The organism is Bradyrhizobium sp. sGM-13, from assembly GCF_018398875.1.
Lineage (GTDB): Bacteria > Pseudomonadota > Alphaproteobacteria > Rhizobiales > Xanthobacteraceae > Bradyrhizobium.
Window position 1 is genome coordinate 16,890 of the sequence record NZ_JAGWDK010000021.1, and the last position, 26,347, is coordinate 43,236.

Genomic DNA, 26,347 nt, shown 5'->3' on the forward strand with positions numbered 1-26,347 from the left:
GCGGGCGCTCCTCAGGGTGAGCGTGGCAGGCGATGTCTTAGGCGGCCTTCTTCTTGGCCGAGGTGGCGTCGAGCACGCCCATGATGTCGGACTCCTTCATGATCAGGAGTTCCTGGCCGTCGATCTTGACCTCGGTGCCCGACCATTTGCCGAACAGCACGCGGTCGCCGACCTTGAGGTCGATCGGGATCAGCTTGCCGGCTTCGTCGCGGCCACCCGGGCCGACGGCGACGACCTCGCCCTGGGAGGGCTTTTCCTTGGCACTGTCCGGAATGATGATGCCGCCAGCGGTCTTCTCTTCGGCGTCGATGCGTTTGACGACGACGCGGTCGTGAAGCGGACGGAAGTTCATGCAGTCCTCCTAAACGTCTGGAAATGTTGTAGAATTGTTGAATTTTGGCAGTCCGGACCAGCGAGTGCTAATCCGACTGCGGCTGATTTAGGCCAGTATTCTTCGGGGGACAAGGGCTTTTAGCGGAAAAATTGGCACTCAAATATGTCGCCTGCCAATATTGTTTCGGCATGATTAATGCGGCGGGGAAGCCTTCGCAGCCCGTATTAGCACGTGCGGTAAGCTGCTGCTAACGCGTGAATTTTCAACAATTCATTAAACATTTAGGCTTGTGATGGGTTGGTATCGTGCGTCACATTTCGCTCATGTGAGCGCATCTCCGCCGGGGTGGCTCGGTGTGTGGCCACCACGCGAAATGCGCTTCCAGCAATGGAGGTTTGGCATGGTCTCGCGGGTTGGAGTTGCTTCCGACGACTTCCGGAAGCAGGTGCTGGGTTACGGGCTGACGACGGCGCAAATTCTGTATCGGATGCCGGATCACCCCTCATTGCTGCAGACCTATGTCTGGCAGAATTACGATCTGTTTCCGAAATTCCCCGCGCTGAAGGACTTCCTCGCGTTCTGGCAGGAAAAGCTTGATGGCCCGCTGTATTCCGTGACGGTGGCGCATTCCAGGCTGATCAAGCCGACGGAGCTCCGTGCAGTCGACGGTGTGTTCAGGCTGCATTGATTGAGATGCTGTAGGGTGGGCAAAGGCGCTTGCGCCGTGCCCACCATTGGAAGCCAGCGGCTTGGATAGATGGTGGGCACGGCGCAAACGCGCCTTTGCCCACCCTACGAAACTGAATTCGTGTTAGCCTCCTGCCATAACAACAAGGGAGGCACACATGGCCAAGCAGAAGGCGGCATCACGGCCTGCGGCACAGCCCGCGGTGAAAAAGAAATGGTCGGGCCACAAGACATCAGCCAAATCCCCGGCACGCAAAACCCTCAGATCCAAGGGACGCGTATCGAAAGCCAAGGCGACCAAGAAAGCTCGACCGAAACAGCGCGTCGCCATCAGTCATCACCGCGAGGAAGATTTCAAGGCCGATGGCCTGCGCACTTACGCAAAGTACCGCGACCTCGGGATTGCCGACGCCACCCACGGCCTGGCGCAGGCGCATGTCATCCGTCTCATCGGCCCGTGCAACCCGGCGGAAGTTTCAAAACTGCATTACCACGATGTCGACTTCCAGATGGTCTATGTGCTCAAGGGTTGGGTGAAGACCTACATGGAGGGGCAGGGCGAGACGCTGATGAAGGAAGGCAGCGCCTGGACCCAGCCGCCCCGCATCAAGCATCTGATCATGGATTATTCCGATGATGTCGAGTTGCTGGAGGTGATCCTACCGGCGGAGTTCAAGACGGTGGAATTGGCGGGGTAGCGCGGCATGCACGTCGTTCCGGGGCGGCTCGTAGAGCCGAACCCGGAACCGCGGGTTCGCGCTGCGCGCGCCCCGGAATGACAGAAAGACGGCTAGGTCATCACCCCCACCACTGCCCCCATCAAACACGTCGCCAGCGTGCCTGACAGGATCGACTTCAATCCCAGCGCGTTGATCTCTTCGCGCCGATCCGGTGCCATGGTGCCGAGGCCGCCGATCATGATGCCGAGGCTGGCGAAGTTGGCAAAGCCGCACATCGCGTAGAGCATGATCAGCCGCGAGCGCGGATCGAGCGCGTCCGTGCCGAGTTTCGAGAGGTCGAGATAGGCGATCAGCTCGTTGAGCACTGTCTTAGTGCCCATCAGGCTTCCGGCCGTGACGGCTTGCGGCCAGGGCAGGCCCATCAGCCAGCACATCGGCGCCATCACAAGCCCCAGCAGCCGCTGTAGCGAAATTTTGGCGCCGCCGATCTCGGGCAACAGCCCGAGGATCGCATTGACGAGATAAACCAGCGCCACCAGCACCAAGAGCATCGCGACGATGTTGAGCAGCAGTTCGAGCCCGGCCGCCGTGCCCTTGGTGATTGCATCCATGGTCGAGGACGCATGCATGTCGGGATCTCCGAGCGAGCCGCCAGTGCGCTTATCGGAAGTCTCCGGCACCATGATCAGGCTGATCAGGATCGCGGCCGGCGCGCCCAACACGGATGCAATGACAAAATGCGCCGCCGCGTCCGGGATCAGCGGTGCCAGGAACGTGGCGTAGAGCACCAGCACGGTGCCGGCGATGCCGGCCATGCCGCCGGTCATCACCAGGAACAATTCGCTGCGCGTGAGTTGCGCCAAATAGGGACGGATGAACAGCGGTGCCTCGACCATGCCGAGAAAGATATTGGCTGCGGCCGATAGCCCGACCGCGCCGCCAACGCCGAGCGTGCGCTCCAATAGCCACGCCATGCCGCGCACGATCGGGGGCAGTACGCGCCAGTAGAACAGCAGCGTGGTCAGAACGCTCATGACCAGCACGATCGGCAGCGCCTGAAATGCCAGGACGAAATCCGCGCCCGGTGTCTTGAGATCGAACGGCAGCGCGCCACCGCCGAGATAGCCGAACACGAAGGAAGTGCCGGCGCGCGTCGCCGCCGCGATCGTGCCGACGGCGTCGTTGATGGCGCCGAAGGCTCTTGCCACCAGCGGCAGCTTGAGCAGCACCAGCGCGGTAATGATGGTGACGGCGAGGGCGATCGCCACCTGACGGAGCGACACGGCGCGGCGGTTCTCGCCGCACGCCCATGCGATCGCCAGCAACGCCAGCACGCCAAACGCCGATTGCAGTTGCAGCATGAATCCCCCGAAAACCCCGGCAGGGATTATGGGGGCAAGGGCGTCAACTGCGCAATGCGCTATCGGCCAACGGCAGCGAGGCGGCCGCTTTGCCCGGTACGGCTGGCGCGAACAATCTTTGCAGCAGATAGGCGGCGAAGACAGGCGCGATGAATCCGGGTCCCGGAATTTGCAGGTTGCCGAACAGCAATTGCAGCGCCGGGGTCCAGAAAACGAGCTGGGCCAGGCGGCGCCCGGTTGCGTCGAGCTTTCCTTCCGCGAGCAGCGCGACGCTTGCGAAGCTCAGCGGCAGCAGATCGTAGCTGCCCAAATAGGGTGAAGTGGAGACCGTGCAGGCCAGGAACAATGCCTGCAACAGCCTGGCATCGCCGCCTCCGCAATAGCGGAATGCGATGGTTACGGTCACGACGGCCGCAAGGGCGAAAGCAAACTGGATCGCTTCACCGGCGCGATTGCCGACAAGTCCGCGCACGTTCATAAAAATACTGGCCTGAAACGGCATCGCGGTGCCGGCAGGATCGCTCAGTACTTCACGCTGCAATGGCAGCGCCTTGGCTATGTAGTCGTGCCAGCTCTCCGGACCGCCGATGGCGACGCTGATCGCGAACAATACAATTGTCGTCATCGCAGCCCACAGGAAGACCCGCCAGCGGCCCGACGCGATTAGCGCAAACGGAAACAACACGCCAAGCTGGGGCTTCACCGTGAGCAGCCCGATCAGCACGCCGGCGACGACTGGTCGCCTATCGAGCGAAGCGAAGATCGCGAGCAGGGCTGCAGTCGTGAGTAACGAACTCTGGCCCGAGATCACGCAAAGCAATGCGGCCGGCGAGACCAGGACCACCACGAGAATACGCGCGTCGGCAACCTCTCGGCGCCCCGCGAGGTAGAACGCGAGAAAGCTGGCCACAAACCAGGCGATCAGGGCCGGGAAATAGGCCAGCAGACCGAACGGTGCCATCACGACAAGAGCTGTCGGCGGGTTCGGCCAGTTCTGTCCGGGATAGCCGGGGCCGAGCAGCTTGGCGAGTTCGGCATTGTAGGTCACAAGATCGTAGAAGCGGGCTGGATCGGCATCCAGCACCGCGTGCCCGTACATCCACAGGTTCAGGAAATCGCGCCCCAGCACCAGCGTGACGTTGTCGCGGGGAAACGGCCAGGTCCAGTTGGTGGTGCAAGCATAAGCCAATAGCGTCAGCGTAAACAGCGCGCTGCCGAGCAGCAGCAGACCTCGCAGAAATTCCGCGTCCTCCGGATTGTCGATCTGCGGGATGAGAGCGCTGAGAAACCGCGCCGCACACGAACGATCTGGATTGGACAGGCTCTCGTCCGGCATCGGGATTTGCCCCCATGAATGTCTCAACGGCCGGAATCCGGACCAAAATGCAGGCGGTAGACCAAATTAGGAGATGCAACTTAAGTTTTTCTTTAGAGGAAGCCGGCAAAAGTGCGGCATGGTCTGCACCGGGCGCTTGGCGCCCGTTAACCGGTGCGACAGCGGATTCAACCGATGAACTGCGTCGTTATCCCTGCGTACCGTGCGGCAGCCACGATTCTGCGGGTTATCGCGGCGATCGGTCCCGAAATTGAGATGATTATCGTCGTCGATGACGGCTGCCCCGAGGGTACGGCGCTCGTGGTCGCGAACCGGTGTTCCGATCCGCGGGTCGTCTCATTGATGCACGATACAAACCGGGGTGTCGGCGCCGCCTTCCTGACGGGGATGCGTTACGCGATCGCACATGGCGCTGATATCATCGTGAAGGTTGATGCCGATGGACAGATGGACCCGTCGCAGGTGCCGGCGCTGATCCACCCCATCGTCAGCGGGCAGGGCGACTACGTCAAAGGCGACCGCTTCTTCTTCCTTACCAATGCTGCGTCGATGCCGAAGGCCCGGCTGATCGGCAATCTCGCGCTGTCGTTCATGGCGAAACTGTCAAGCGGCTACTGGACCATCATGGATCCGACCAACGGCTTCTTCGCCATTCATGCCCGCGTCGCAGAGCTGCTCGACGATGAACGGATCACAAAACGGTTCTTCTTCGAGACCGACCTGCTGTTTCATCTTGGCCTGATCCGCGCCAAAGTCGTCGAATTTCCGATGCGTGCGTCCTATGGCGGGGAAGTTTCGAATCTGCGCATTTCGCACCAGCTCGCGCCGTTCCTCGGCGGGCATATGCGCAATACCTTCCGCCGGATTCTGTACCGCTACTTCTTTCGCGAATTCTCGTTGGCGTCGATTCAACTTGTCGCAGGCGCCGCGCTGTTCGGCTTCGGTCTCGTGTTTGGATTGTATCACTGGTGGGCGGCGGCGGATCAACTGGTCCCGACCGGAACCATCATGATCGCAGCACTGACCTTCCTGATCGGATTCCAGCTTATGCTGTCGTTCCTGAATTACGACATCAGTTCGAGCCCCCGAGAACCGCTGCATCCGTTTCTGATCCGGATTCCGAACCTCGCGCCTGTAACCGGCGAACTGGGCAAAGCAAACGCATCAGAGACGAGCGATGCCGGCCCGCAGCCGGTCCGCCGGCCGGCATAGCGGGCGATACACACGATTTCTGGTCGCGCATCAATCGAGCGCCAATCAGGAACTGTACGCTCACATCTAGCGCGCGTATCCTCGGATGCGTTCGATGTAGTTCATGATGTGGTGCATGACTTCCGGAAGTATTCCGGCGCCCGGATCGCACATGTTGAAATAACAGGTGGAGATTTTTACTTTCTGATCGAGAGGAAGGGAGGCACCCCCTTGGGATCGATATCTTGAAGACCTGTCCCCCTCTGGCGCACATCGCCTGGGATCTGGAATTCAGGCGGCATGGCATCCGTCATCGGCAGCAGGTCCTCGACCACTCCAATGATGGACTGTCTGGCTGTGGGCGGCGGGACTGCTTATCGTGTCCAGCCACCTCGTCGTCCTTCATTTGGACGGCTTCTGGGCACTCGCTAACCTTCTCAACCCGTGGAACATCGCCACCGTGCTGACGCTTGAGCTCACAGTGGCTCCCGGTTTGCTGCTACACATGGCGGCTGATCAACTGCCAACGACCGCTACCTCGTCTCAGAGCAGATAGGCCATTAATCCCATCCCGATCGATGGCCCGTCTGCGGTCAAACTACCCCCGTCCGACGAACGGCATCTTGGTCGCCATGACCGTCATGAACAGCACGTTGGCATCAAGCGGCAGGCCGGCCATGTAGGCAACCGCATCGCCGACGGCCTTCGCGTCCATGCGCGGTTCGTGCTTCATCGTGCCATCAGGTTGCATCACACCGGGGCCGGCGACCATGCGGTCGGTCATTGGGGTCGCGGCATTGCCGATGTCGACCTGGCCGACCGCGATGTCGTACATGCGGCCATCCAGATTGGAAGCCTTGGTGAGGCCGGTGATCGCGTGCTTGGTCGACGTATAGGCGGCCGAGAAGGGCCGCGGCGCATGCGCGGAGATCGAGCCGTTATTGATGATGCGCCCGCCGCGCGGCTTCTGGTCCTTCATGATGCGGAAGGCATGCTGGGTGCACAGGAACGGGCCGGTCAGGTTGGTGTTCACCACCGCCTGCCACTGCTCGAGGCTCAGATCCTCGAAATTGACCGGCGGCGCGCCCATGCCGGCGTTGTTGAAGAGAACATCGAGCCGGCCATAGGTATCCATCACCTTGGCAAACAGCGCTGCGATCGAATCGGGCTTGGTCATGTCGGCGGAAACGCACAGGCTGTTGCCGACATTGTCGCCGAGCTTCCTGGTTTCTTCCAGCATCTCCATGCGACGCCCGGCGAGCACCACAGTGAAGCCGGCGTTCATCAGCGCCAGCGATGCCGCGCGTCCGACGCCGGTACCGGCACCGGTCACGAGCGCGATCTTGTTGGTTGCGTCGGCCATTATTTCCTCGCCTTCATTTCTTGGTTTCTGTTTCGGATTTGTAGGGTGGTCTCGGAATATTCTGGTGTGCCGCCCGCAAGGCCGCCGACCAGCGCGAACGCAGATCGTGGAAGTAGGGCTCGCCGGCCTCGATGCGGTGGTTGAGATCGGCCTCGCAGGCATCCGTGCGCACCACCAGCACGTCGATCGGCAAGCCGACGCCGAGATTGGAGCGCATGGTCGAATCCATCGAGATCAGGCCGGTCTTCAGCGCCTCATACAGTTCGACGTCGTAATGCATCGCGCGATCTAGCACCGGCTTGCCGTATTTGTGCTCGCCGATCTGCAGGTAAGGCGTGTCGGTGGTGCATTCGATGAAATTGCCGGCGGTGTAGACCATGAACAGCCGCATCCGCGAGCCCTTGATCTGGCCGCCGAACAGGAAGGAGACGTCGAAGGAGACGTCCTCGGATCGCAGGGCCTCGCCTTCGGTGGCGTGCACGGCGCGGATGGCGCGGCCGATGCGTTGCGCGGCCTGGAACATGGTCGGCGCGTTCATCAGCGTTTCGAGCTCGCCGGTGTGCGGATCTTCCATGCCCTCGGTGAGCGTCGACAGCACCGACTGGCTGATCGCCAGATTGCCGGCGCTGGCGACCGCCATGATGCGCTCGCCGGGTTTTGAGAAAATATGGAGCTTGCGGAAGGTCGAGACGTTGTCGAGGCCGGCATTTGTGCGCGTATCTGCGATCATGACGAGACCGTCCCGCACCAGAATTCCGCAGCAATAGGTCATTCCCGATCCCCGAACGCATCCGTTTTTTGGCGGCCAAACTACTAGCCAATTTCGAGGGGGCATCCAACCCCAATTCCCCGTGGCGCGGCAAGCGCCCGGCCGGTCAAACCTCGAAACCGAAGGCGGGAGGGCACATGCGGAAATCCGCGCGGATTGGCTCGATTGCAGCCTCGTTACTGCTGGGCAGCGTGGGCGCCCAGGCAGGTCCCTGGGAAGACGCCATGGTGGCCTGCAACCGGGGCGACCATGTTCCGGCGATCCGGCTGTTCCGCCCGCTGGCGGAGGCCGGCAATCCCAAGGCGCAAACCCGCAAGACATGGTGGCTTCGCTGACCGGCTACGGCCCCGATACCGAGAAGGACATCGCCGAGGCGCAAGCGATCATGCAGAAGCTCGGCTATGGCGACGCCAAACCGCTACAGATCAAAATCCAACGAGGAACCTGCCCGACCTATCGCGATCCCGCCGTGATCCTGATCGACCAGTTGAAGAAGATCTACATCACAGGCGAGCTCGACATCCTCGATACGCCGCGCTGGTACGCGCGTTTGGCGAAGAAGGATTACACGATCGGGCTGAGCGTCACCGGCGTCAGCGTCGACGATCCCGACGGCAATATCGTCGAGACCTATTCCTGAAAATCGGAGCGAAACTATACCCAGTACTGCAACGCCGAGGTCGACAAATTGCTGGCGGCGCAATCGCGCGAGCTCGACAAGGAAAAGCGCAGGAAGCTCGTCTGGGATATCGAGCGGCTATTGGTCGAGGACGCCCCGCGGTCGATCATCCTGCACTCCTCGGCCGGCAATTGCTGGCAGCCTTACGTGAAGAATTCCGGCCGCACGACAACAGCCAGTATAATAATCTGCGGTTCGAGGATGTGTGGCTGGATAAGTGACGGCGCGTCTCAGATCACGTCAAGATCGTGGGCGGTCATCACGCGGCCGTCATAGTGTTGCTTGATCTCGTTCAATACGGCCTCTTCCGGGTCGGCAAGCGTCAACGCGCCGCCGGCGTTTGCACGGTGGTAGAGCACCAGCAGGCCTGGCTTGGCCCGCGAGGCAAGCGCAGCGAGCTCCTTGGAGGAAGTGTGATGGGTTCGACGGTACCGTTGCCACTTGGGCGAGACCTTCTCGTAAGTGTGTTGCGAATAGGTCTCGTGAATCAGCACATCGCAACCGGCACAATGCTCGGCAAGGCTTGGAGTCGGCGCTGTATCCCCTGACAAGACGATGATTTTATCGGGCGTCTCAAACCGAAAGCCGTAGGCGTGCTTCAGTCCGTGTCGCACCGGGAAGGCGGTGACGCGGATATTGCCGTCGGAGTAGATCTCTCCTCGCGTTATCTCGTGCACGACGACCCGGCATCCCGCCCGCGGTAGCCGGTCGATACCGTTGACGCGATTGTTAATGTCGATCTTCCAGGCGCTCAGTACGTGCTTCGTCATAGCGCGGAGGCCCTTCGGACCATAGACTTCGATCGGCCCTTTACGGCCGAGAATCCACGGCGTGAGGATAAGGTCCGGATAGCCGGCGGTGTGGTCCGCGTGCATATGGGTCAGGAACGCCGTCTTTATTCCGCCTGCGGCGGGTCCGAGCGCAGCTACGCCCTTGTTGTACGCCGCTGCCACGCGACGGACGACGCCCGGGCCGAAATCAACCAAATATGGCGTTCCATTCACTACGATGGCGGTCGCGGGTCCGGACCGCGCGGGATCAGGCCGCGGCGTGCCTGTGCCAAGCATGACGATCCGTGTCATTGGCGTCTGCAGCGCACGTGCTGTTTTTGGCGTCCGGCGGGAAGGCATCATTCCGGCCGGATGTTTGATGTCTTGATGACGGTCTGCCATCGCTCGGAAGCCGATTTGAGCAAAACTCTGGCTTCAGCGCCGGTGCTTGCGATCGGCTCCAATGCCTGTGCGCGAAGGCGGGTGTGCAGCTCAGGCAATTGCAAAGCCTGACGCACCTCCCGCTCCAGCAGCGCACGAATGGATTCCGGAACGCCCTTTGGCGACAGCAACACCTGGTAGAACCCGACTTCGAAGCCGGCGTAACCGTTTTCACTGATGGTGCCGATCTCTGGCGCGTACAGGGCGCGTTCCAGACTGGATAGAGCAAGCGCCTTCAGCCGGCCTTCGCGCGCCAGCGGCAGGACGCCGGGAGTTGCAAGGAAGCCTGCCTGAACCTGCCCACCGACGAGACCCGTCACGACCTCGGCGTTGCCCTTGTAGGGGACGTGCAGACCTTCAAATCCCGCCTTCATTCGAAAGTACTCCATCGTCAGATGGCCGGGATTGCCGCTTCCGCCGCCGCTGCCGTAAAGCAGTGGCCGATCCAGATTTTTTGCATAAGTGACGAACTCAAGGACCGATGTCACGGGAATGGAAGGATGCACGACGAGCGACATCGAGAAACTTGCCGCGACAGAGATCGGCTCGAAATCCCTGACCGGATCGAATGCGAGTTTCGGATAGAGCGTCGGACTGACTGTGAGCGGCGTATCGAGAACGAACAGCAGCGTGTAGCCATCCGGCTCCGCCTTGGCCACCGCACCGGCCCCGATGTTGCCGGAAGCGCCGGGACGGTTTTCCACCACGAAAGCCTGCTTGAGGCTTGCGGCGAGTCTGTCGGCCAGCATTCGTGCGGTGAAATCCAGCGGTCCTCCGGGTGGAAACGGCACCACGATCTTCACGGGTCTCGACGGATAATCCTGCGCGGCGGCGCCCGTGTCGAACGCCAGGCTGATCACGGCGACGGTTGCCACGACAGCCATGAGGCTTCTCAAGGGAATTGATGCGGTCATCGATCACCTCCGGCCATCCTCAGCGACGATTGCCGCGATCCTGCGTCGGGCAGACATAACGGTCCAGTTCTGATATATGACGATGGCATAACCATTTTGATAGGTCCGTGCCATGCAGTGGGTTGACCGCGTTGGAAGGCGCCTGAAGCTGCGCGACCTGCATATTTTGCTCGCCGTAGTGCAGCACGGCAGCATGGCGAAGGCTGCAGGCGAACTGGCCATCTCGCAGCCTGCGGTATCGAAAGCGATATCCGACGTTGAGCATGCGCTGGGGCTTCGTTTGCTCGACCGTGGACGCAACGGCATCGAGCCGACGATTTACGGCCGCGCACTCGTTGCGCGTGGCCGCGCGATCTTCGACGAGTTGAAGAGAGGGGTAGACGAGTTGGCTTTTCTCGCCGACCCCACTGTTGGCGAATTGCGTATCGCCAGCACCGAGAGCATTGCTGCGGGTTTCTTGCCGGCGGTGATCGAGAACTTCTCGCGCGAGCAGCCGCACGTCCGCCTCGACGTTGCACAAGCGGTCATGAATGCACAGCATTATCGCGATTTGCGCGAGCGTAGCATCGATCTCCTGTTAGGACGCATACCAACGCCATTCGATGAGGGCGATCTTGATGTCGAAACGGCATACGACGACCCAGTGGTCGTGGTCGCTGGCCGGCAATGGGCGCGCTCGCGCCGGCTTACACTCGCCGAACTCGCCGAAGAGCGCTGGGTCCTGCCGCCTGCGGATACCATCGCCGGTATTTTGGCCGCCGAATGGTTTCGCGCCGGCAGCCTCAAGATGCCGCGCGCTTCCGTAACGACGCTTTCGATCCATCTTTGCTGTCGGCTGGCTTCCACCGGGCAATACGTGACAACACTCCCGATATCGGTGTTACGTAGCGCGCATCACGATCGGCTTCTCAGGGTCCTCCCGATCAAGCTGCCTGTTCAGTTGCGGCCAGTGGGAATCGTGACACTGAAGAACCGCACGCTTAGTCCCGTGGCAAAACGCTTCATTGAGTGCGTACACCACACTGCGAAGCAGCAAATCAGGCGCTCAAAGCACTGACGGCGTAGACGCCTGATGTCGTTGCACGCGACGCGTCTTTTTCAGCTACGACTGCGACTGGCTTTGCCATTGCCCCGGCCGGCCGGCCTGTTCGACTCTGACCGCGACCGTCAGCGTTTCCGTGCCGCCGCCATAGCGGGTGCCGCGTACCGGGGCCGCGCCGAGATAATCGAGGCCGATCGCGACGCGGGCGTGGGCGTCGGTGGTGCAGATGCCGTTGGCGGCATCGAAGCCGACCCAGCCTAGATCGGGCACGTAAGCTTCCGCCCAGGCGTGGCCCGCCTGCTGGTGCACCATTCCGTCGGAGCGCAGGAAATGGCCCGAGACGAAGCGCGCCGGAACGCTGCCGGATCGGGCGCAGGCGATGAAGATGTGCGCATAGTCCTGGCAAACGCCGCGCTTGAGCGCGAACGCTTCCGCCGCCGAGGTGCCCGAGTTGGTAGGGTCTTCGTCGAACGTCATGTGCTCGTTGATCTGCACCATCAGCGCATGCAGGAAGCCGAGCACGTCCCCATCGGACTCCGACCGTAGCTCGCGGGCAAAGATCGCCATCGCCGGATTGACTTCGGTCAGCGCGGTTTGGCGCAGGAACAGGCTCGGCGGAAAGCGCTCGTCGGTGCCGCGCAGCACGCCGCCAGTGTCATGGGTCTCGATCAGGCCCTCGACATTGATGGTGAGGTCGGCGATCGGCCCGTGGGTAAGCACATGCGTGACGTTGCCGAATGCATCCTGGTGCATGTCGAGGCGAGAGTCGGTCGAGACATCGATCTGCCATTCGGCGACATACTGCCCGTCATGGCTGCCGGGCGTCATCCGCAGGATTTGGATCACGCCCGTGGCCGGCGGCTCGTAGCGATAGCTGGTGGAGTGGGCAATTCGCAGGCGCATGGGGTACCGTTATTTTTCTCCGTCGTCATTCCGGGCTGGTCCGAAGGACCAGACCCGGAATCTCGAGATTCCGGGTTCGATGCTTCGCATAGCCCCGGAATGACAGTGCTTGATCAAATCAAATACTGTTTGGTGATGATCTCACCGAGCCGCGCATTGTCCGCGATGAACTCCTGGATGAACTCATGGACGCCGTGCTGGAAGATATCGTCCATGTGGCTGTGTTCAAGCCGGTTGCGGACGCCGCGGGCATGGCGCTGGGCGGCGCCCTGGCGACCATAGGCGACGCCGATCTGGTCAAGATTGCGCACCAGATTGCTGTAACAGCTCGCCAGCGAGCGTGGCAGCGTGTCGTTGAGGATCAGGAGGTCGGCGATCAGCCACGGCTTTAACGTCTCGCGATAGACCCAGTGATAGGCAGTCAGCGCGGAGACCGAGCGCAGGATGGAGGTCCACTGGTAGTAGTCCAGCGGACCGCCGACGTGCTCCTCCTCGGGCAGCAGCACGTGATATTTAACGTCGAGAATGCGCGCGGTGTTGTCGGCGCGCTCCAGATGCAGCCCCAGCCGCGAGAACCAGTAGGCGTCGTTGCGGAGCATGGTCCGGTAGGCCGAGCCGTCGAACCGCAGCGAGGTCTCCTGCACGAAGCGGAGAAACCGCGCCAGTTCCTCGCGGCTCGACGTGCCCTTGCCCCAGACTTCCTGCAATTCGATCCATGCCGAGTTGATGGTGTCCCACATCTCCGATGTCAGCGCGGTTCGCACCGAGCGCGAATTGAGCCGGGCGGCCTCGATGCAGTTCTTGATCGAGGAGGGATTGGAAGACGAGAACGCCAGATATTCAACGACGTTCTGCTCGGTGGCTTCCGGATAGGCCTCGTAGAAGCTTGCGCTGACCCCGGCCGTCAGCAGCGCCGATTCCCACTCATTGGTCTTGCCGATATAGGCGGCGGGAAGCGCAGTGACTCGCAAGGTCGCATCGATGGTGCGCGCGATATATTCGGCGCGCTCGACATAGCGGGCCAGCCAGTACAGGTTTTCGGCAGTGCGCGACAGCATACGATAATTTCGCTCTCTATTCGTCCAGTATCCAGGTGTCCTTGGTGCCGCCGCCCTGGCTGGAATTGACCACCAGGGAGCCTTCCTTCAGCGCCACGCGAGTCAGTCCGCCCGGCACGATGGTGACGTGCTTGCTGCCGGTCAGCACGAACGGGCGCAAATCGACATGACGCGGGGCGAGGCCGGAGGCGGTGCAAGTCGGGCAGGTCGAGAGCGCCAGCGTCGGCTGGGCGATAAAACCCTCCGGCTCGCGCTTGAGCTTGTCGCGGAACGCCTCGATCGTCGCCTTCGTCGCGGCCGGGCCGATCAGCATGCCGTAGCCGCCGGAGCCGTGCACTTCCTTCACCACCAGTTCGCTCAAATTGTCGAGCACGTAGGCGAGGTCCTTCGGCTCGCGGCAGCGCCAGGTCGGCACGTTCTTCAGGATCGGCTCTTCGCCGAGATAGAACTTTACGACCTCCGGCATGTAGGAATAGATCGCCTTGTCGTCGGCAATCCCGGTGCCGACCGCGTTCGCCAGCGTGATATTGCCGGCCGCATAGGCCGACATCAGCCCGGGCACGCCGAGCGCCGAATCCGGCCGAAAGGTGAGGGGATCGAGGAAATCGTCGTCGACGCGGCGGTAAATCACGTCGACACGTTTCAGCCCCTCGGTGGTGCGCATGAATACCTCGTCGTTCTTGACGATGAGGTCGCGGCCCTCGACTAGCTCGATGCCGAGCTTGTCGGCAAGGAAAGAGTGTTCGTAATAGGCGGAATTGTAGACGCCCGGCGTCATCAGCGCGACCGTCGGCTCGGCCGAGGCGGAGAGCGGCGCCACCGAGCGCAGCGCCGATAGCAGTTCGTCCGGGTATCGCTCGACAGGTGCAACGCGGTGGCGGGCGAACAGGTCCGGAAACAGCCGCATCATGATTTCGCGGTTTTCAAGCATATAGGAGACGCCCGAGGGCGTCCGCGCGTTATCCTCCAGCACGATGAAATTGTCGGCGTCGACCCGGACGATGTCGATCCCTGCGATGTGCACGTAGACGTCGTGCGGCACGCTCTGGCCGTTCATCTCGGGGCGGAAGACCGGATTTTGGAAGATCAGGTCGTCGGGAATGATGTTGGCGCGCAGGATGTCGCGGCCGTGATAGATATCGCGCAGGAACATGTTGAGCGCGCGCACCCGCTGCTTCAGGCCCTTCTCCAGAACGGCCCATTCCTTCGCCGACATGATTCGCGGAATCACGTCGAATGGGATCAGCCGCTCCTGGGCCTCCGCATCGCCATAGACCGCAAAGGTGATGCCGATCCGGCGGAACAACAGTTCCGCCTCCTGGCGGCGATATTCCAGGGCGTCCGGAGGCGTCTCCTTCAGCCAGCGGGAGAGCTCCCGATAGGCCGGGCGGAGGTCGCCGCCGGGCCCGTTCATTTCATCGAAGGCAACTGCCATAAGTCCTGACTATCTCTCGAAGCCATGCGGCACGGTGCATGAGTTCACGGGATGGTAGCAAGGCTCGGGCCAGCGCGATATGCATTGGCTTGCGGCATTTCGTGTGGGTAGCCGGCCGCGCTGCCCTAAAAAAGGGCTGCCGGGTGCTTATTTCGGCAGCAAACCCCCGTGACTTCAACGCGTTGCTTGCGCAAAGTACGGGGCAGGTGGGGAGAAGTCATGAGCGAGATCGTCACGGCGGGTATTCTGGTCATCGGCGATGAGATCTTGTCCGGCCGTACCAAGGACAAGAACATCGGCTTTATCGCCGAATACCTGACCAATATCGGGATCGACCTCAAGGAGGTCCGCATCGTCGCCGACGACGAGACCGACATTGTCGACGCCCTTAATGCACTGCGGCATCGCTACACCTACGTCTTCACCACCGGCGGCATCGGGCCGACCCATGACGACATCACCGCCGACAGCGTTGCCAAGGCCTTTGGTGTCGGAATCGGGCATCATCCGGAGGTCGTGGCGCGCTTCCGCGAGCGCTGGAGCGAGCAGGATCTGAACGAGGCGCGGCTGCGCATGGCGCGTGTGCCCGATGGCGCCGAGCTGATCCAGAGCGCGACCATTCTGGCGCCCGGTTTCAAGCTCGGCAATGTAATAGTCATGGCCGGCATCCCCTCGATCATGCAGGCGATGATGGACATCGTCGCGCCGAAGCTGAAATCGGGGGTGCGGATGCTGTCGGACTCGGTCCGCGCCAATGCGCGCGAAGGCGACATCGGCGGGCCGTTGCGGGAGATCGCCATCGCCCATCCCGACACGATCATCGGCAGCTATCCGTTCATGGACGAGGATAAGAAGCCGAACACCAACCTCGTCGTTCGCTCGCGCGATGCCGACAAGCTCAACGCCGCGATGGCCGCGGTGAAGGAGATGCTGGCGGCATTGAACGTCACCACCCGGTAGCGGCGAAGCGGGTGCTCTAATTTCGAACTTCGCAATACGGAGAACAAAGTGACAGATCGTTCTGGAGCGCGCCCATGACGGCGCCACCGGAGAAGGCCTTTCCGGTCTCCTGGGACCAATTTCACCGCGATTGCCGGGCGCTGACCTGGCGGCTCAACGAGGTCGGGCCGTTTAACGCCATCATCGCGATTACTCGGGGCGGGCTCGTACCGGCAGCCATCGTGGCGCGTGAGCTTGGCATTCGCATCATCGATACCGTCTGCATTGCCAGCTACGACCACACCAGACAGGGCGACCTGCAGGCGCTCAAGGGTGTTTCGGCCGACGTGGCAAAGCTCGGTGGCGGCACAGGGAAGGGGCTGTTGATTGTCGACGACCTCGTCGACACCGGAAAGACCGGGCGGCTGGTGCGCTCGATGATGCCGGACGCGCATTTCGCGGCCGTCTATGCCAAGCCGCAGGGCAAGCCGCTGGTCGATACGTTCATCACCGAAGTGTCGCAGGACACCTGGATTCATTTTCCTTGGGATACCGCGCTGTCGTTCCAGCCGCCGATCCGTCCGTGAGGTGTTCGTCATTCCGGAGCGCCTCGAAGTGGCGAACTACGATGTGCAGTTGCACATCGGAGAATCTCGAGATTCCGGGTTCGATGCTGCGCATCGCCCCGGAATGACGGTGGCCGAAAATGCCCCTTCAAAACCGCGTCACTCCCACCGGCGACATCATCGCCACCCCGCATCGCGGTATGTTCACCGGTAACCGCGGCATCATTCATGATCCCGCGACGAAGACGCTATTGAAGAAGCGCTGGTCGAGCCCGGCCTGGATCACCTGCGTCTGCGAGTTCAGAGGTTGGCAGCGGCCCGTGATGGGCCGGCGGAGCTGGACCGAACTGTTCTTTCTCGACGAGGCGACCGCCTTCGCCGCCGGGCACCGCCCATGCTTCTTCTGCCGCCGCGACGACGCCAACCGCTTTCGCGCGGCGTGGGAAGAGGGCAATGGCGCGAAGGACATTCGTGCGCGGGAGATCGATGCAGTGCTGCATGGTGAGCGGCTGGAGCGCGGCAAGAAGCGGCTTCATCCGCCGCCGGTGCCGGTCAAGCAGTTGCCTGACGGCGCGATGGTGCAGCGGGGCGCCGGGAGTTTTCTGGTCCTGCGGGGCAGGGCACTGCAATGGTCGATGGCGGGATATCGAGAGGCGGTTGATGCGCTCGATGACGCATTGCTGTTGACGCCGCCGTCAACGCTGCGTGCGCTGAGTGCCGGATATCAGCCAGTACTGCATCCGAGTGCGGGTTAGCGTGGGTGATGTCGCTTGCGCGGTCTGCCCTCTCTCCCGCTTGCGGGGGAGAGCTGGAGAGGGGGCTCTCTCCACGATTCGCGCGCGTGGAGAGAGCCCCCACCCTGACCATCCCCCGCAAGCGGGAGAGGGGACGGAAACATCACCCCAACTTCTGTCGCGCCAGCTTCGCGCCCGCGCCGAGCGCGGCCAGCTTCGCCTCTGCGATATCTCTCCGCATCGGGGCCATGCCGCAATTGGTGGTCGCGACGATGTTGCTGAGCGGCACGAATTTGGACACCGCCTCGATCACCTGAACGACGTCTTCCGCGGTCTCCACCGTGTCGCTGGCGACGTCGATCACGCCGGCTTGCACCACCTTGCCGGGAAGCAGCGCGAGCAAATCCAGCGGAACTTTCGAGTTGCGGCACTCGATCGCGACCTGCTGGATCGGGCTTTTCGCGATCGCCGGGAAAATATCCTCATACTGCCGCCACTCGCTGCCCAGCGTCTGCTTCCAGTCGGTGTTGGCCTTGATGCCATAGCCGTAGCAGATGTGAACGGCAGTGGTGCAGGTCAGGCCTTCGGCCGCCCGCTCCAGCGCTCTTATGCCCCAGTCTGAGACCTCGTCCATGAAGACGTTGAAGGCGGGCTCGTCAAACTGGATCACGTCGACGCCATCCGCCTGCAGCGCCTTGGCCTCGTTGTTGAGCAGTTCGGCAAAGGCGAACGCCATCTTGACCTTGTCACCGTAGTACCGGTCGGCGACGGTGTCGGCGATGGTCATCGGGCCGGGCAGGGTGAATTTCAGCTTGCGCGTGGTATGGGTGCGGGCGACGCGGGCCTCGTCCGCATGGACACGCCCCTTGAGCGTCAACGGTGCTGTCACCTGAGGCACCATCGCCTTGTAGCGGTCCTTGCGGATGCCCATCTCGACCTTGTGGGCGAAATCAATGCCCTCGACCTTCTCTAGAAAGCCGTGGACGAAGTGCTGGCGGGCCTGCTCGCCCTCGGTGACGATATCGACGCCGGCATCCTCCTGCAGCTTCACCGCCAGCATGGTGGCGTCGCGCTTGGCGCGGGCGAGCTCGTCACCCTTCGATTTCCAGGGTGCCCACAGCGTATTGGGCTCGGCCAGCCATTCCGGCTTCGGCAAGGAGCCTGCGATCGTGGTTGGAAACAGCATGGGAGCCTCCCGATGGGTTGATTGAGCGCCTGTCTGCCATGTCTTATGGTCAAGGTACAGAACAACAAGAGTTGACCCCTCCCGGCGCGCCGGGGGCAACTGGGCGGCGCAATGACAGCAAACGGTCAGCTAAACACTAAGACGTAACAGGAAACCCCATGCTCGAATTCTTCTTCGATTGCTCCAGCCCCTGGACCTATCTCGCCTTTCATAACATCCAGCCGCTCGCCAAGGAGCTCGGCGTCGAGATCGCCTGGCGGCCGATCCTGGTCGGCGGCATCTTCAACACCGTCAATCCGAGCGTCTACGCGCAGCGCGAAACGCCGGTGCCGTTGAAGGCGCGCTACATGAAGAAGGACCTCGCCGACTGGGCGCGCTCCGCAGGCCTTGCGATCAAGATGCCGCCGACGGTGTTTCCGGTGAACAGCGTCAAGGCGATGCGCGGCTGCATCTGGGTTGCACAGGAATCTGGCGAACGCATGGTGCCGTTCGCGCGCGCCGTGTTCGAGGCCTATTGGGGCGATGACAAGGACATCTCAAAGGATTCGGTGCTGACGGAGATCTGCCAGAGCGTCGGCGTCGATCCCATCAAATTCTTCGATGGGATCGGCCAGCAGGCGATCAAGGACCAGCTCAAGACCAACACGGACGAGGTGATGGCGCGCGGCGGATTCGGTTCGCCGACGATCTTCGTCGGCAAGACCGACATGTATTTCGGCAACGACCGGATGCCGCTGATCCGCGAGGCGCTGCTGCGGCTCAAAGCGCGGGCGGCCTGATGCCGAAGGCCGTCGTCTGCCGCGAACTCGGCGCGCCCGAGAAGCTGCGCCTGGAAACCTTTGCCTCCGCGCCGCTGGCACTCGGGCAGGTGCGCGTCGCCATTCGTGCCGCCGGGATCAACTTCCCTGATATACTGATGGCCGCGGGCGAGTATCAGCTCAAGCCGCCACTGCCGTTCACGCCGGGCGTCGAAGCCGCCGGCGATATCGTCGAGATCAACGGCGCTACGGGCGTCGCGGTGGGCGACCGCGTGATCGTCAAGATGCGGCACGGTGCTTACTCCGATGAAGCGATCGCCACGCCCTCGCAGCTCGTGCCGCTGCCATCGACGTTCGACTACGCCGAAGGCGCCACGTTCCTGGCCGGCCACGGCACGGCCTATCACGCGCTGATCGACCGCGGCCAGCTTCAACCGGGCGAGGTGCTGCTGGTGCACGGCGCCGGCGGCGGCGTTGGCCTTGCCGCTGTCGAAATCGGCAAGATGCTCGGCGCCACCGTGATTGCGACCGCGTCAAGCGACGAGAAACTCGCGATCGCCAAAGCGAGGGGCGCCGATCATCTCGTGCGCTACGACCAGGAGCCGTTCCGCGATGCCGTCAAGCGCATCACCGACGGGCAGGGCGCCGACGTGGTGTTCGATCCCGTCGGCGGCGAGGTGTTCGAGAACTCGATGCGCTGCATCAACTGGGGCGCGCGGCTATTGGTCATCGGCTTTACCGGTGGCATCGGTCTTGCCAAGACCAATCTGTTGATGATCAAGGGCGCGAGTGTGCTCGGCGTCCGTGCCGGTGAAGCGGTGCGGCGAAATCCTGCGCTTGGCGAGATCAGGATCAAGGTGCTGACGGAATGGGCGGAGGCCGGAAAAATCCGCCCCAACGTCTCGCATCGGCTGCCGCTGGAGGATTACGCGAAAGCGATGCGGCTGTTGATCGACCGCAAGGCGATCGGCAGGGTGGCGCTCACCATGGAATGACAACGGAGTTTCCTCACCGCGCTTCGGCATATCGTAAGCACGTCCGTACGATCTGACCGCAGGCTGCATCCTGTGCGTTGCCGATATCGGTCGCACCGGCATACTGTACTTGCGCGACCTTGCCAGCGACGAAGCGGAGCTGAACGCGACAGTAGCCTGTTGGAGGCTGGCCGCCGATGTTCAGCCCGGGCGGGATTGTGACAGTGGGAGGCAGTACCCCGCCGGGAGGACTGGTCGCGTGCTCATACATCCAGATTTCGCCACGGCCATCCTTTGTCGTGCCCGTGGGCAGACCGGCACACATGCGGATCGCCGATTGGTCGAGACCAACCAGGCTTTCCCGGCCTCGCCGCGCCCATTCGGCCTCCCGATCGGCACAGCCGGCGAGGACGAGGGGTGCCAAAATGAGCATCCGCAGGCGAAAGCGCATCGGTATCGGTCCGGTAGTTGGATTGGATGACAGTATCGCAGCGCGATGTCGCAATTGCAGCGGGACGGGAGCGCGGCTCCATGCTCAATGAACATGGATCAAAAAGCGACGTGCGACGTTAGTTTGCCCGCCGCCGATCGACCGACTTAGCATAGAGCGCCTCGGCTAAATTTCGCGAAAACTGCCGGTTCGAACAAACGCAATCGTCTGCTCGATCGCAGCGCGATCGGGCGCTGGCGTTAGTTATGCAATGACTGTCGTCCCGGCCAAGCGAGCGCTAGCGAGCGCTGAGCCGGGACCCATAACCACAGGAAGTGGTTTTACGAAGGCTCGGCCCAGCGCGTTCTAACAAGAACGCCCTGCGGTTATGGGTCCCGGCGTTCGCCGGGACGACAGCGGTATTCGTGGCGCCTGCGCAGTCACGTATATTCGCGCTCCGTCCACCACGGGAAATAGTCGGGCATGTCGCTCGATACCTTGTTCTTGAACTCTGCCGGGCGCTTTTCCAAGAACGAGACTACGCCTTCCTTGACGTCTTCCGAGCGGCCGCGGGCGTAGATGCCGCGGCTGTCGACCTTGTGGGCTTCCATCGGATCGTCGGCGCCCAGCATTCGCCACATCATCTGCCGGATCAGCGCTACCGAAACCGGCGCGGTCTTGGCGGTGAATTCCTTGGCAAGCGCGCGTGCGGTCGGCAGCAGATCGTCCGGCGGCACCACCCTGCTGACGAGACGGCCGGCGAGCGCTTCCTGCGCCGGGAACACGCGGCCCGAATAGCACCATTCCAAGGCCTGCGAGATGCCGACGATGCGCGGCAGGAACCAGCTTGAGGCCGCCTCCGGCACGATGCCGCGTTGGGAGAACACGAAGCCGAAGCGCGCGGCTTCGGAGGCGATGCGGATATCCATCGCGAGCTGCATGGTGACGCCGATGCCGACCGCGGGCCCGTTCACGGCCGCGATCACCGGTTTTAAGCACTTGAAGATGCGCAGCGTCACCTGGCCGCCACCATCGCGCACCATGGGATCGCTGTAATCGACCGCGCCGCTCGCGAGCCGCTTCACCGGCCCACGCCGCGCGTCGCGGTCGAACGTGTTGGCGCCGGAAGAAAGATCGGCACCGGCGCAGAAGCCGCGGCCTGCGCCTGTGACGATGATAGCGCGGACATTGTCGTCCTTGTCGGCGGCGTCGAAGGCGTCGATCAGTTCCTGCTGCATGGTGCCGTTGAAGGCGTTGAGCTTGTCGGGCTGGTTCAGCGTGATGGTGAGAATCTGATCGTCGACCTCGTACTTGATGGTCTCGTACGCCATGGGTGTTCCTTCCCGTGTGTTCTTTTGATTGGAATTTCTAACTCGTCATTCCGGGGCGCGCCACTTGGCGCGAACCCGGAATCTATGCATCCACGCCCGCGATCGGTGATGTGGACGCATGGATTCCGGGCCTGGCCCACCCAAGTCGGCTGTTGCCGACTTGGGCAATTGAATACGCCGAACTCGGGTAAACCCGAGTTCGGGCGGCCATCGCGAAAATGACGGCGGCGATTACTTGCCCGGCGGCGTCGGCCACGGCCGCTGCGCATCGCGCAGGCCCTCGAACGCCTTGGCCATGCCGAGCACGCCGAGATCGTCGAAGCGGCGGCCGATGATCTGCACGCCGATCGGAAATCCCTTGGCGTCGTATCCGCCATTGATCGAGAGTGCCGGGTTTTCCGCCATATTCCACGGCACGGTATAGCAGATGTGCTCGAACGGCCTGTCGGGATCGTTGATGGGAGCCGCGAACTCGGCCGGAAAGTTCACCACCGGCGACACCGGGGAGATCACGTAATCGAGTTCGTGGAACAGTTTTGCAGCCGCGGCGCGGATCGCCATGGTGGCGTTAAAACCCCTGACGACATCGACGCCGGAAAGCTTGGCGCCGGCTTCTGCCCATTTGTGGATGTAAGGCAGTGTCTTGCCGCGGTCCTCGGGCGAAAGCTTTGATAGATCGTCCCACAGCCGGGCCCGCCAGAAGTTATCGAGCCCGTCGAGCATCTCGCGCGTCAGGATGCCGTTGACTTCGCTGACGATCGCGCCGGCGGATTCGAACGCCTTGGCGGCGTTGACGGCTACGTCACGCACTTCCTGCTCAAGCGACTGGCCGGCGCCGGGATCGAGCATCAGGCCGATGCGCAGCTTGCGCGGCGACTTGTCGAGCGTCTTCCAGTGGATGCTGCTATCAGCCGGCAGACTCATGCCGTCGCGGCGATCCGGCTTCGCCAGCACGCACATCATCAGCGCGGCGTCGTCGACGGTGCGGGTGATGGGACCTGCGACCCGGCCGACATAGGGTGGATCGATCGGAACGCGCCCGAGGCTCGGCTTCAGCGCGACGAGACCGCACCAGCAGGCCGGCAGCCGCACCGAGCCGCCAATGTCGGTGCCCAGATGCAGCGGACCGTAGCCGGCCGCGCCCGCCGCGCCCGCGCCGGAAGAAGAGCCGCCGGGGTTCTTGGCTAGGTCCCAGGGGTTGCGGGTGAGCGGGTGGAAGCTGGAGAGGCCCGACGACAGCATGCCATAGTCCGGCATCGTCGTTTTGGAGAAGATGATCGCGCCGGCTTCGCGCAGCCGTGCGGCGGGCGGGGCGTCCTTTTCTGCCGGTACCAGCTTCACGCTGGCCGCGCCCAGCGGTATCGGCTGGCCCTTGGTAGCGATATTGTCCTTGATCGTCACCGGCACCCCGTCGAGCGTGCTCACAGGCTCACCCTTCTGCCAGCGGTCACTCGACGCCTTCGCGACCGCACGCGCGCCGTCGGGATCAAACAGATAGAGCGCCCTGATGTGTGGCTCCCAGGCCGCGACGTGCTCGATCACTTCCTCCAGCACTTCCGAGGGCGAGAACTGCTTGGCGCGATAGCCGGCGATCAGGTCGGTGGCGGAGAGGTCATGCAGCGAGGTGACCTCTTCCTCGGGAGCTGGTTTATGCATGCTAACCTACCGGGAGCCGGGTTTCGATGATGCGGGCGAACATGCTGGCGCCGATCGGCAGGATCTTGTCGTCGAGGACGAAGCCGGAATTGTGCACGGGCACCGAGCCGTCGTGGCCGATCCAGAAATAGGCGCCGGGCACCACCTGCATCATGTCGGCGAAATCCTCGCTCCCCATCTTCGGCTGCGAGCGCGTGAGCACCTTGGACGGATCGACCACGGTCTTCGCCACCGCTTCGACCACCCTGGACTGTTCTTCCTCGTTGACGAGGACGCTGAACGTGTCGCGGATGTCGACCGTGATCTCGCACTCGAACGTCGCGGCAACGCCGGCGCAGATCTTGCGCATGCGATCGCGGATCAGCGCGCGCACGCCGTCGTCGAAGGCGCGCACCGTGCCGCCGAGCTTCGCCTCGCCGGGGATCACGTTGTTGGCGGAGCCGGCGTGGATCTGCGTGACCGACAGCACCGCAGACTTCAAGGGATCGATGTTGCGGCTGACGATGGTCTGCAGGGCTTGGGCCAGCGTGGTCGCGATCACTACCGCATCCTTGGAGCGCTCCGGCATCGCGCCGTGCGCGCCATAGCCCTGGATCGTGATGTCGAAGAAATCGGCGCCTGCCATCGCTGGTCCGGGCAGGATCGCGATCTCGCCGTGATTGAGATCCGGCGCGTTGTGCAGGCCATAGACCTCGTCGCAGGGAAATTTTTCGAACAGCCCATCCTTGATCATGGCGCGCGCGCCGCCGAGGCCTTCCTCGGCGGGCTGGAAGATGAAATGCACGGTGCCGTCAAAATTCTTCGTCTCAGCCAGATAGCGCGCGGTGCCGAGCAGTATCGTGGTATGACCGTCATGACCGCAGCCGTGAAAGCGGCCCGGAATGGTCGAGCGCCATTTCAGATTGGTATTTTCTTCCATCGGCAGCGCGTCCATGTCGGCGCGCAGGCCGATGCGCTTGCCGCCGTCGCCCTTGCCCTTGAGCACGCCGATCACGCCGGTACCGCCGAGGCCGCGATGGACCTCGATGCCCCAACCCTTCAGCTTCTCGGCGACGATGCCGGAAGTACGCACTTCTTCGAAGCCGATCTCGGGATGGGCATGCAGATCGCGGCGGATGGCGGTGAGTTCTTCGGCATAGCCGCCGATGCGTTCGATGATGGGCATATCTTTTTATCCCGTGACTGAGGATTTTGAGCGTAAGGGAGCGAATGGGGCAAAGGCCGGGCCGTTCGGCTTGAGGCGGATGCCCGGACGCAGCCGCGTCCAAGGCAGAGCTGCGGTATCGGCCGGCATCGCGCCTGGGGCGGCGCAGATCAAAAGCTTTTCGGCGATCGGTTCGAAATCGGCGCGGAAATGCACCGAGCTCTTGTTGACCAGGATTTTCTGTTCGGTCGGCTCAATGCCGACATAGCGATACATCGCTTGATCGGCGAGCTGCGCCTTGTAGGAGCCGACGACGACCCTGACATCGCCGATGCGCAGGCAAGCCGAGGGGCCCATGTCCATGTCGCGGCCGCCGTAATAGGGGCCTGGCGCCACGAATTTGCCGTCCGACAATTTTTCGACGACGAACGTTTCCTTGTATGGCGCATCGCCTGGGATGCCCGATTTGCCGCCGAGCGCGAGCGTCACGGTGGCGCCGATGCCTGCCGCATGCGCCGCCTTGGCCGACTCGGGATCGTAGATCACGCCGGTGGCGGCGCGGAACGCGTTGTTGCGCACCAGGGCGCGCAGCATGCCGGTGGTGTCGGAATCGCCGCCGGCGCCGGGATTGTCCTGGGTGTCGGCGATAATGATCGGCTTCTTCGCCGTTTTCGCAAGCTCGATGGCGAGGCGCACGCCTTCATCGGGCGAATAGATGCGGCCGTCGAAATCGTCTTCATGGCTCTCGACGAGCGCGACGATCTTGTCGGCGGCGGCGTCCGCGTCGGCCTGCGTCCTGCCATAGGCAAACACGCTCGGCCCGCAATGGGGAAAATCCGCCGCCGGGAAGCCCGGCGCAAAGGACAGCGTCGGCACCACGTCGCTTTCGAACGCCGCGAGCTGCTCGTAAATGCGCCTCGTCGGCTGGTCGTTGGTGCATTGCCAGGAGATCGGGATCAGGAACGGCAATTGCCGGAACGCTTTTGCAAGGCGCTGCCCGGTCTTCAGCAGCAGCGCGAGGTGTTTGGCACAGGCGCGACCGGTCTCGGCCATGTCGACGTGGGGATAGGTGCGGTAGGCGATCAGCGCATCCGCATGCGCGATCATCTCGGGCGAGACGTTGGCATGGAGATCGAGGCTTGCGACCAGCGGCAGGTCGGGGCCAATCACCTTGCGCACGCGCGCGAGGATTTCGCCTTCGCCATCGTCATGCTGCTCGGTCACCATGGCGCCGTGCAGATCGAGATAGACGGCATCGATCGGCCCGGCATTGGCGATGCCGTCGACCATCTCCTTCATGACGCGTTCGAAGGCATCGGTCGTGACATGCGCAGACGGACTGGCGGCTGCGGAGATGGTCGGGACCAGCTCCCAGTCATTGGCTTCTGCCGCTTCGACAAAGCCGGCAAGGCCGACATTGATTTTGCGCATGACCTTGAGGACATCAGGCCCATGCGCCATCGCCGGCCAACCGCCGCCATGAACGAAATCAGCATAGGTCGCCTTGGTCGGCGCGAAAGTGTTGGTCTCGTGCAGGAAGCCGCCGACGGCGATACGGGTCATAGTGCCTCAGCCAGTGTTTTGGTTGGGGGACGTTAAGCGGGACATCGTGGCAAGTGCAAGGAGTGAAGCAATTCCGTTTTGCATGCCGCGTGATACGGAATAG

28 protein-coding genes are annotated in these 26,347 nt (G+C 62.5%); 11 read left to right on the forward strand and 17 right to left on the reverse strand.

Going from position 1 to position 26,347, the window contains the following annotated elements:
• Nucleotides 1-37: 37 nt before the first annotated feature.
• Nucleotides 38-352, reverse strand: coding sequence for a co-chaperone GroES (locus KJQ96_RS26795; protein ID WP_057843921.1), 315 nt, complete (start codon nucleotides 350-352; stop codon nucleotides 38-40).
• Nucleotides 353-734: 382 nt separating this feature from the next.
• On the opposite strand from KJQ96_RS26795, the gene KJQ96_RS26800 reads away from it, so the two are divergent.
• Together KJQ96_RS26800 and KJQ96_RS26805 are read left to right on the forward strand one after the other, a co-directional pair.
• Nucleotides 735-1,022 (forward strand): usg protein, encoded by a 288-nt coding sequence (locus KJQ96_RS26800; protein WP_213245814.1) that lies wholly within the window; start codon nucleotides 735-737, stop codon nucleotides 1,020-1,022.
• Nucleotides 1,023-1,179: 157 nt separating this feature from the next.
• Nucleotides 1,180-1,719 (forward strand): cupin domain-containing protein, encoded by a 540-nt coding sequence (locus tag KJQ96_RS26805; protein ID WP_213289395.1) that lies wholly within the window; start codon nucleotides 1,180-1,182, stop codon nucleotides 1,717-1,719.
• Between the two features lie 92 nt (nucleotides 1,720-1,811).
• Here the strand turns inward: KJQ96_RS26805 and KJQ96_RS26810 are convergent, their stop codons facing one another.
• Together KJQ96_RS26810 and KJQ96_RS26815 are read right to left on the reverse strand one after the other, a co-directional pair.
• A complete protein-coding gene (locus KJQ96_RS26810) occupies nucleotides 1,812-3,062 on the reverse strand; it encodes a NupC/NupG family nucleoside CNT transporter (protein ID WP_213289396.1) in 1,251 nt (416 codons plus the stop codon).
• A 43-nt stretch (nucleotides 3,063-3,105) separates the two neighbouring features.
• A complete protein-coding gene (locus tag KJQ96_RS26815; RefSeq protein ID WP_213289397.1) occupies nucleotides 3,106-4,398 on the reverse strand; it encodes a glycosyltransferase family 87 protein in 1,293 nt (430 codons plus the stop codon).
• Nucleotides 4,399-4,572: 174 nt separating this feature from the next.
• Here KJQ96_RS26815 and KJQ96_RS26820 point away from each other — a divergent pair, with 174 nt between their 5' ends.
• Complete coding sequence (locus KJQ96_RS26820) at nucleotides 4,573-5,610, forward strand: glycosyltransferase family 2 protein (RefSeq protein ID WP_213289398.1); 1,038 nt, start codon at nucleotides 4,573-4,575, stop codon at nucleotides 5,608-5,610.
• Between the two features lie 577 nt (nucleotides 5,611-6,187).
• Here the strand turns inward: KJQ96_RS26820 and KJQ96_RS26825 are convergent.
• Nucleotides 6,188-6,952 (reverse strand): SDR family oxidoreductase, encoded by a 765-nt coding sequence (locus KJQ96_RS26825; RefSeq protein ID WP_213289399.1) that lies wholly within the window; start codon nucleotides 6,950-6,952, stop codon nucleotides 6,188-6,190.
• 13 nt (nucleotides 6,953-6,965) lie between these two features.
• A complete protein-coding gene (locus KJQ96_RS26830) occupies nucleotides 6,966-7,724 on the reverse strand; it encodes a proteasome-type protease (protein ID WP_213289400.1) in 759 nt (252 codons plus the stop codon).
• Nucleotides 7,725-7,858: 134 nt separating this feature from the next.
• Here KJQ96_RS26830 and KJQ96_RS26835 point away from each other — a divergent pair, with 134 nt between their 5' ends.
• Nucleotides 7,859-8,056: a hypothetical protein gene (locus tag KJQ96_RS26835; RefSeq protein ID WP_213289401.1), complete on the forward strand. Its 198-nt coding sequence runs from the start codon at nucleotides 7,859-7,861 to the stop codon at nucleotides 8,054-8,056.
• Nucleotides 8,044-8,361, forward strand: a complete 318-nt coding sequence (locus KJQ96_RS26840; RefSeq protein ID WP_213289402.1) for a hypothetical protein — start codon at nucleotides 8,044-8,046, stop codon at nucleotides 8,359-8,361. The genes KJQ96_RS26835 and KJQ96_RS26840 overlap by 13 nt, the downstream gene beginning before the upstream one ends.
• 14 nt (nucleotides 8,362-8,375) lie before the next feature.
• Here the strand turns inward: KJQ96_RS26840 and KJQ96_RS41450 are convergent, their stop codons facing one another.
• The 3 genes from KJQ96_RS41450 to KJQ96_RS26850 all read right to left on the reverse strand — a co-directional run bounded on the left by KJQ96_RS41450 (nucleotide 8,376) and on the right by KJQ96_RS26850 (nucleotide 10,495).
• Complete coding sequence (locus tag KJQ96_RS41450) at nucleotides 8,376-8,510, reverse strand: hypothetical protein (protein ID WP_256441669.1); 135 nt, start codon at nucleotides 8,508-8,510, stop codon at nucleotides 8,376-8,378.
• A gap of 120 nt (nucleotides 8,511-8,630) precedes the next feature.
• Nucleotides 8,631-9,482: an MBL fold metallo-hydrolase gene (locus tag KJQ96_RS26845; RefSeq protein ID WP_213289403.1), complete on the reverse strand. Its 852-nt coding sequence runs from the start codon at nucleotides 9,480-9,482 to the stop codon at nucleotides 8,631-8,633.
• A 47-nt stretch (nucleotides 9,483-9,529) separates the two neighbouring features.
• Nucleotides 9,530-10,495, reverse strand: coding sequence for a tripartite tricarboxylate transporter substrate binding protein (locus tag KJQ96_RS26850; protein WP_213289404.1), 966 nt, complete (start codon nucleotides 10,493-10,495; stop codon nucleotides 9,530-9,532).
• Between the two features lie 142 nt (nucleotides 10,496-10,637).
• Here KJQ96_RS26850 and KJQ96_RS26855 point away from each other — a divergent pair, with 142 nt between their 5' ends.
• Entirely contained in the window at nucleotides 10,638-11,582 is a 945-nt protein-coding gene (locus KJQ96_RS26855) for a LysR family transcriptional regulator (RefSeq protein ID WP_213289405.1), read from the forward strand.
• Between the two features lie 45 nt (nucleotides 11,583-11,627).
• Here KJQ96_RS26855 and KJQ96_RS26860 read toward each other — a convergent pair whose 3' ends face one another.
• From KJQ96_RS26860 to KJQ96_RS26870, 3 genes are all read right to left on the reverse strand, one after another.
• On the reverse strand, nucleotides 11,628-12,470 hold the full coding sequence (locus KJQ96_RS26860) for a transglutaminase family protein (protein WP_213289406.1): 843 nt from the start codon (nucleotides 12,468-12,470) through the stop codon (nucleotides 11,628-11,630).
• Between the two features lie 113 nt (nucleotides 12,471-12,583).
• Complete coding sequence (locus KJQ96_RS26865) at nucleotides 12,584-13,528, reverse strand: alpha-E domain-containing protein (RefSeq protein WP_213289407.1); 945 nt, start codon at nucleotides 13,526-13,528, stop codon at nucleotides 12,584-12,586.
• Between the two features lie 16 nt (nucleotides 13,529-13,544).
• Nucleotides 13,545-14,963, reverse strand: a complete 1,419-nt coding sequence (locus KJQ96_RS26870; RefSeq protein WP_213289408.1) for a circularly permuted type 2 ATP-grasp protein — start codon at nucleotides 14,961-14,963, stop codon at nucleotides 13,545-13,547.
• Between the two features lie 219 nt (nucleotides 14,964-15,182).
• Here KJQ96_RS26870 and KJQ96_RS26875 point away from each other — a divergent pair, with 219 nt between their 5' ends.
• From KJQ96_RS26875 to KJQ96_RS26885, 3 genes are all read left to right on the forward strand, one after another.
• On the forward strand, nucleotides 15,183-15,923 hold the full coding sequence (locus tag KJQ96_RS26875; RefSeq protein WP_213289409.1) for a molybdopterin-binding protein: 741 nt from the start codon (nucleotides 15,183-15,185) through the stop codon (nucleotides 15,921-15,923).
• Nucleotides 15,924-15,997: 74 nt separating this feature from the next.
• Nucleotides 15,998-16,489, forward strand: coding sequence for a xanthine phosphoribosyltransferase (gene gpt / locus KJQ96_RS26880; RefSeq protein ID WP_213289410.1), 492 nt, complete (start codon nucleotides 15,998-16,000; stop codon nucleotides 16,487-16,489).
• 119 nt (nucleotides 16,490-16,608) lie between these two features.
• Nucleotides 16,609-17,223 carry a hypothetical protein gene (locus KJQ96_RS26885; RefSeq protein WP_213289411.1) on the forward strand — a complete coding sequence of 205 codons (615 nt, stop codon included), beginning with the start codon at nucleotides 16,609-16,611 and terminating at the stop codon, nucleotides 17,221-17,223.
• 142 nt (nucleotides 17,224-17,365) lie between these two features.
• Here the strand turns inward: KJQ96_RS26885 and KJQ96_RS26890 are convergent, their stop codons facing one another.
• Nucleotides 17,366-18,388, reverse strand: coding sequence for a methionine synthase (locus KJQ96_RS26890; RefSeq protein ID WP_213289412.1), 1,023 nt, complete (start codon nucleotides 18,386-18,388; stop codon nucleotides 17,366-17,368).
• Nucleotides 18,389-18,546: 158 nt separating this feature from the next.
• Here KJQ96_RS26890 and KJQ96_RS26895 point away from each other — a divergent pair, with 158 nt between their 5' ends.
• On the forward strand, nucleotides 18,547-19,167 hold the full coding sequence (locus KJQ96_RS26895; RefSeq protein ID WP_213289413.1) for a 2-hydroxychromene-2-carboxylate isomerase: 621 nt from the start codon (nucleotides 18,547-18,549) through the stop codon (nucleotides 19,165-19,167).
• Nucleotides 19,167-20,141, forward strand: a complete 975-nt coding sequence (locus KJQ96_RS26900; protein WP_213289414.1) for an NADPH:quinone oxidoreductase family protein — start codon at nucleotides 19,167-19,169, stop codon at nucleotides 20,139-20,141. Before KJQ96_RS26895 ends, KJQ96_RS26900 begins: the two co-directional genes overlap by 1 nt.
• Nucleotides 20,142-20,154: 13 nt before the next feature.
• Here KJQ96_RS26900 and KJQ96_RS26905 read toward each other — a convergent pair whose 3' ends face one another.
• From KJQ96_RS26905 to KJQ96_RS26925, 5 genes are all read right to left on the reverse strand, one after another.
• On the reverse strand, nucleotides 20,155-20,544 hold the full coding sequence (locus KJQ96_RS26905) for a hypothetical protein (RefSeq protein ID WP_213289415.1): 390 nt from the start codon (nucleotides 20,542-20,544) through the stop codon (nucleotides 20,155-20,157).
• A gap of 446 nt (nucleotides 20,545-20,990) precedes the next feature.
• Nucleotides 20,991-21,881 carry a crotonase/enoyl-CoA hydratase family protein gene (locus KJQ96_RS26910; protein ID WP_213289416.1) on the reverse strand — a complete coding sequence of 297 codons (891 nt, stop codon included), beginning with the start codon at nucleotides 21,879-21,881 and terminating at the stop codon, nucleotides 20,991-20,993.
• A 231-nt stretch (nucleotides 21,882-22,112) separates the two neighbouring features.
• Nucleotides 22,113-23,537: an amidase gene (locus tag KJQ96_RS26915; RefSeq protein ID WP_213289417.1), complete on the reverse strand. Its 1,425-nt coding sequence runs from the start codon at nucleotides 23,535-23,537 to the stop codon at nucleotides 22,113-22,115.
• Between the two features lies 1 nt (nucleotide 23,538).
• Nucleotides 23,539-24,702, reverse strand: coding sequence for a M20 aminoacylase family protein (locus KJQ96_RS26920; RefSeq protein ID WP_213289418.1), 1,164 nt, complete (start codon nucleotides 24,700-24,702; stop codon nucleotides 23,539-23,541).
• A 6-nt stretch (nucleotides 24,703-24,708) separates the two neighbouring features.
• A complete protein-coding gene (locus KJQ96_RS26925) occupies nucleotides 24,709-26,244 on the reverse strand; it encodes a M81 family metallopeptidase (protein ID WP_213289419.1) in 1,536 nt (511 codons plus the stop codon).
• Nucleotides 26,245-26,347 lie beyond the last annotated feature (103 nt).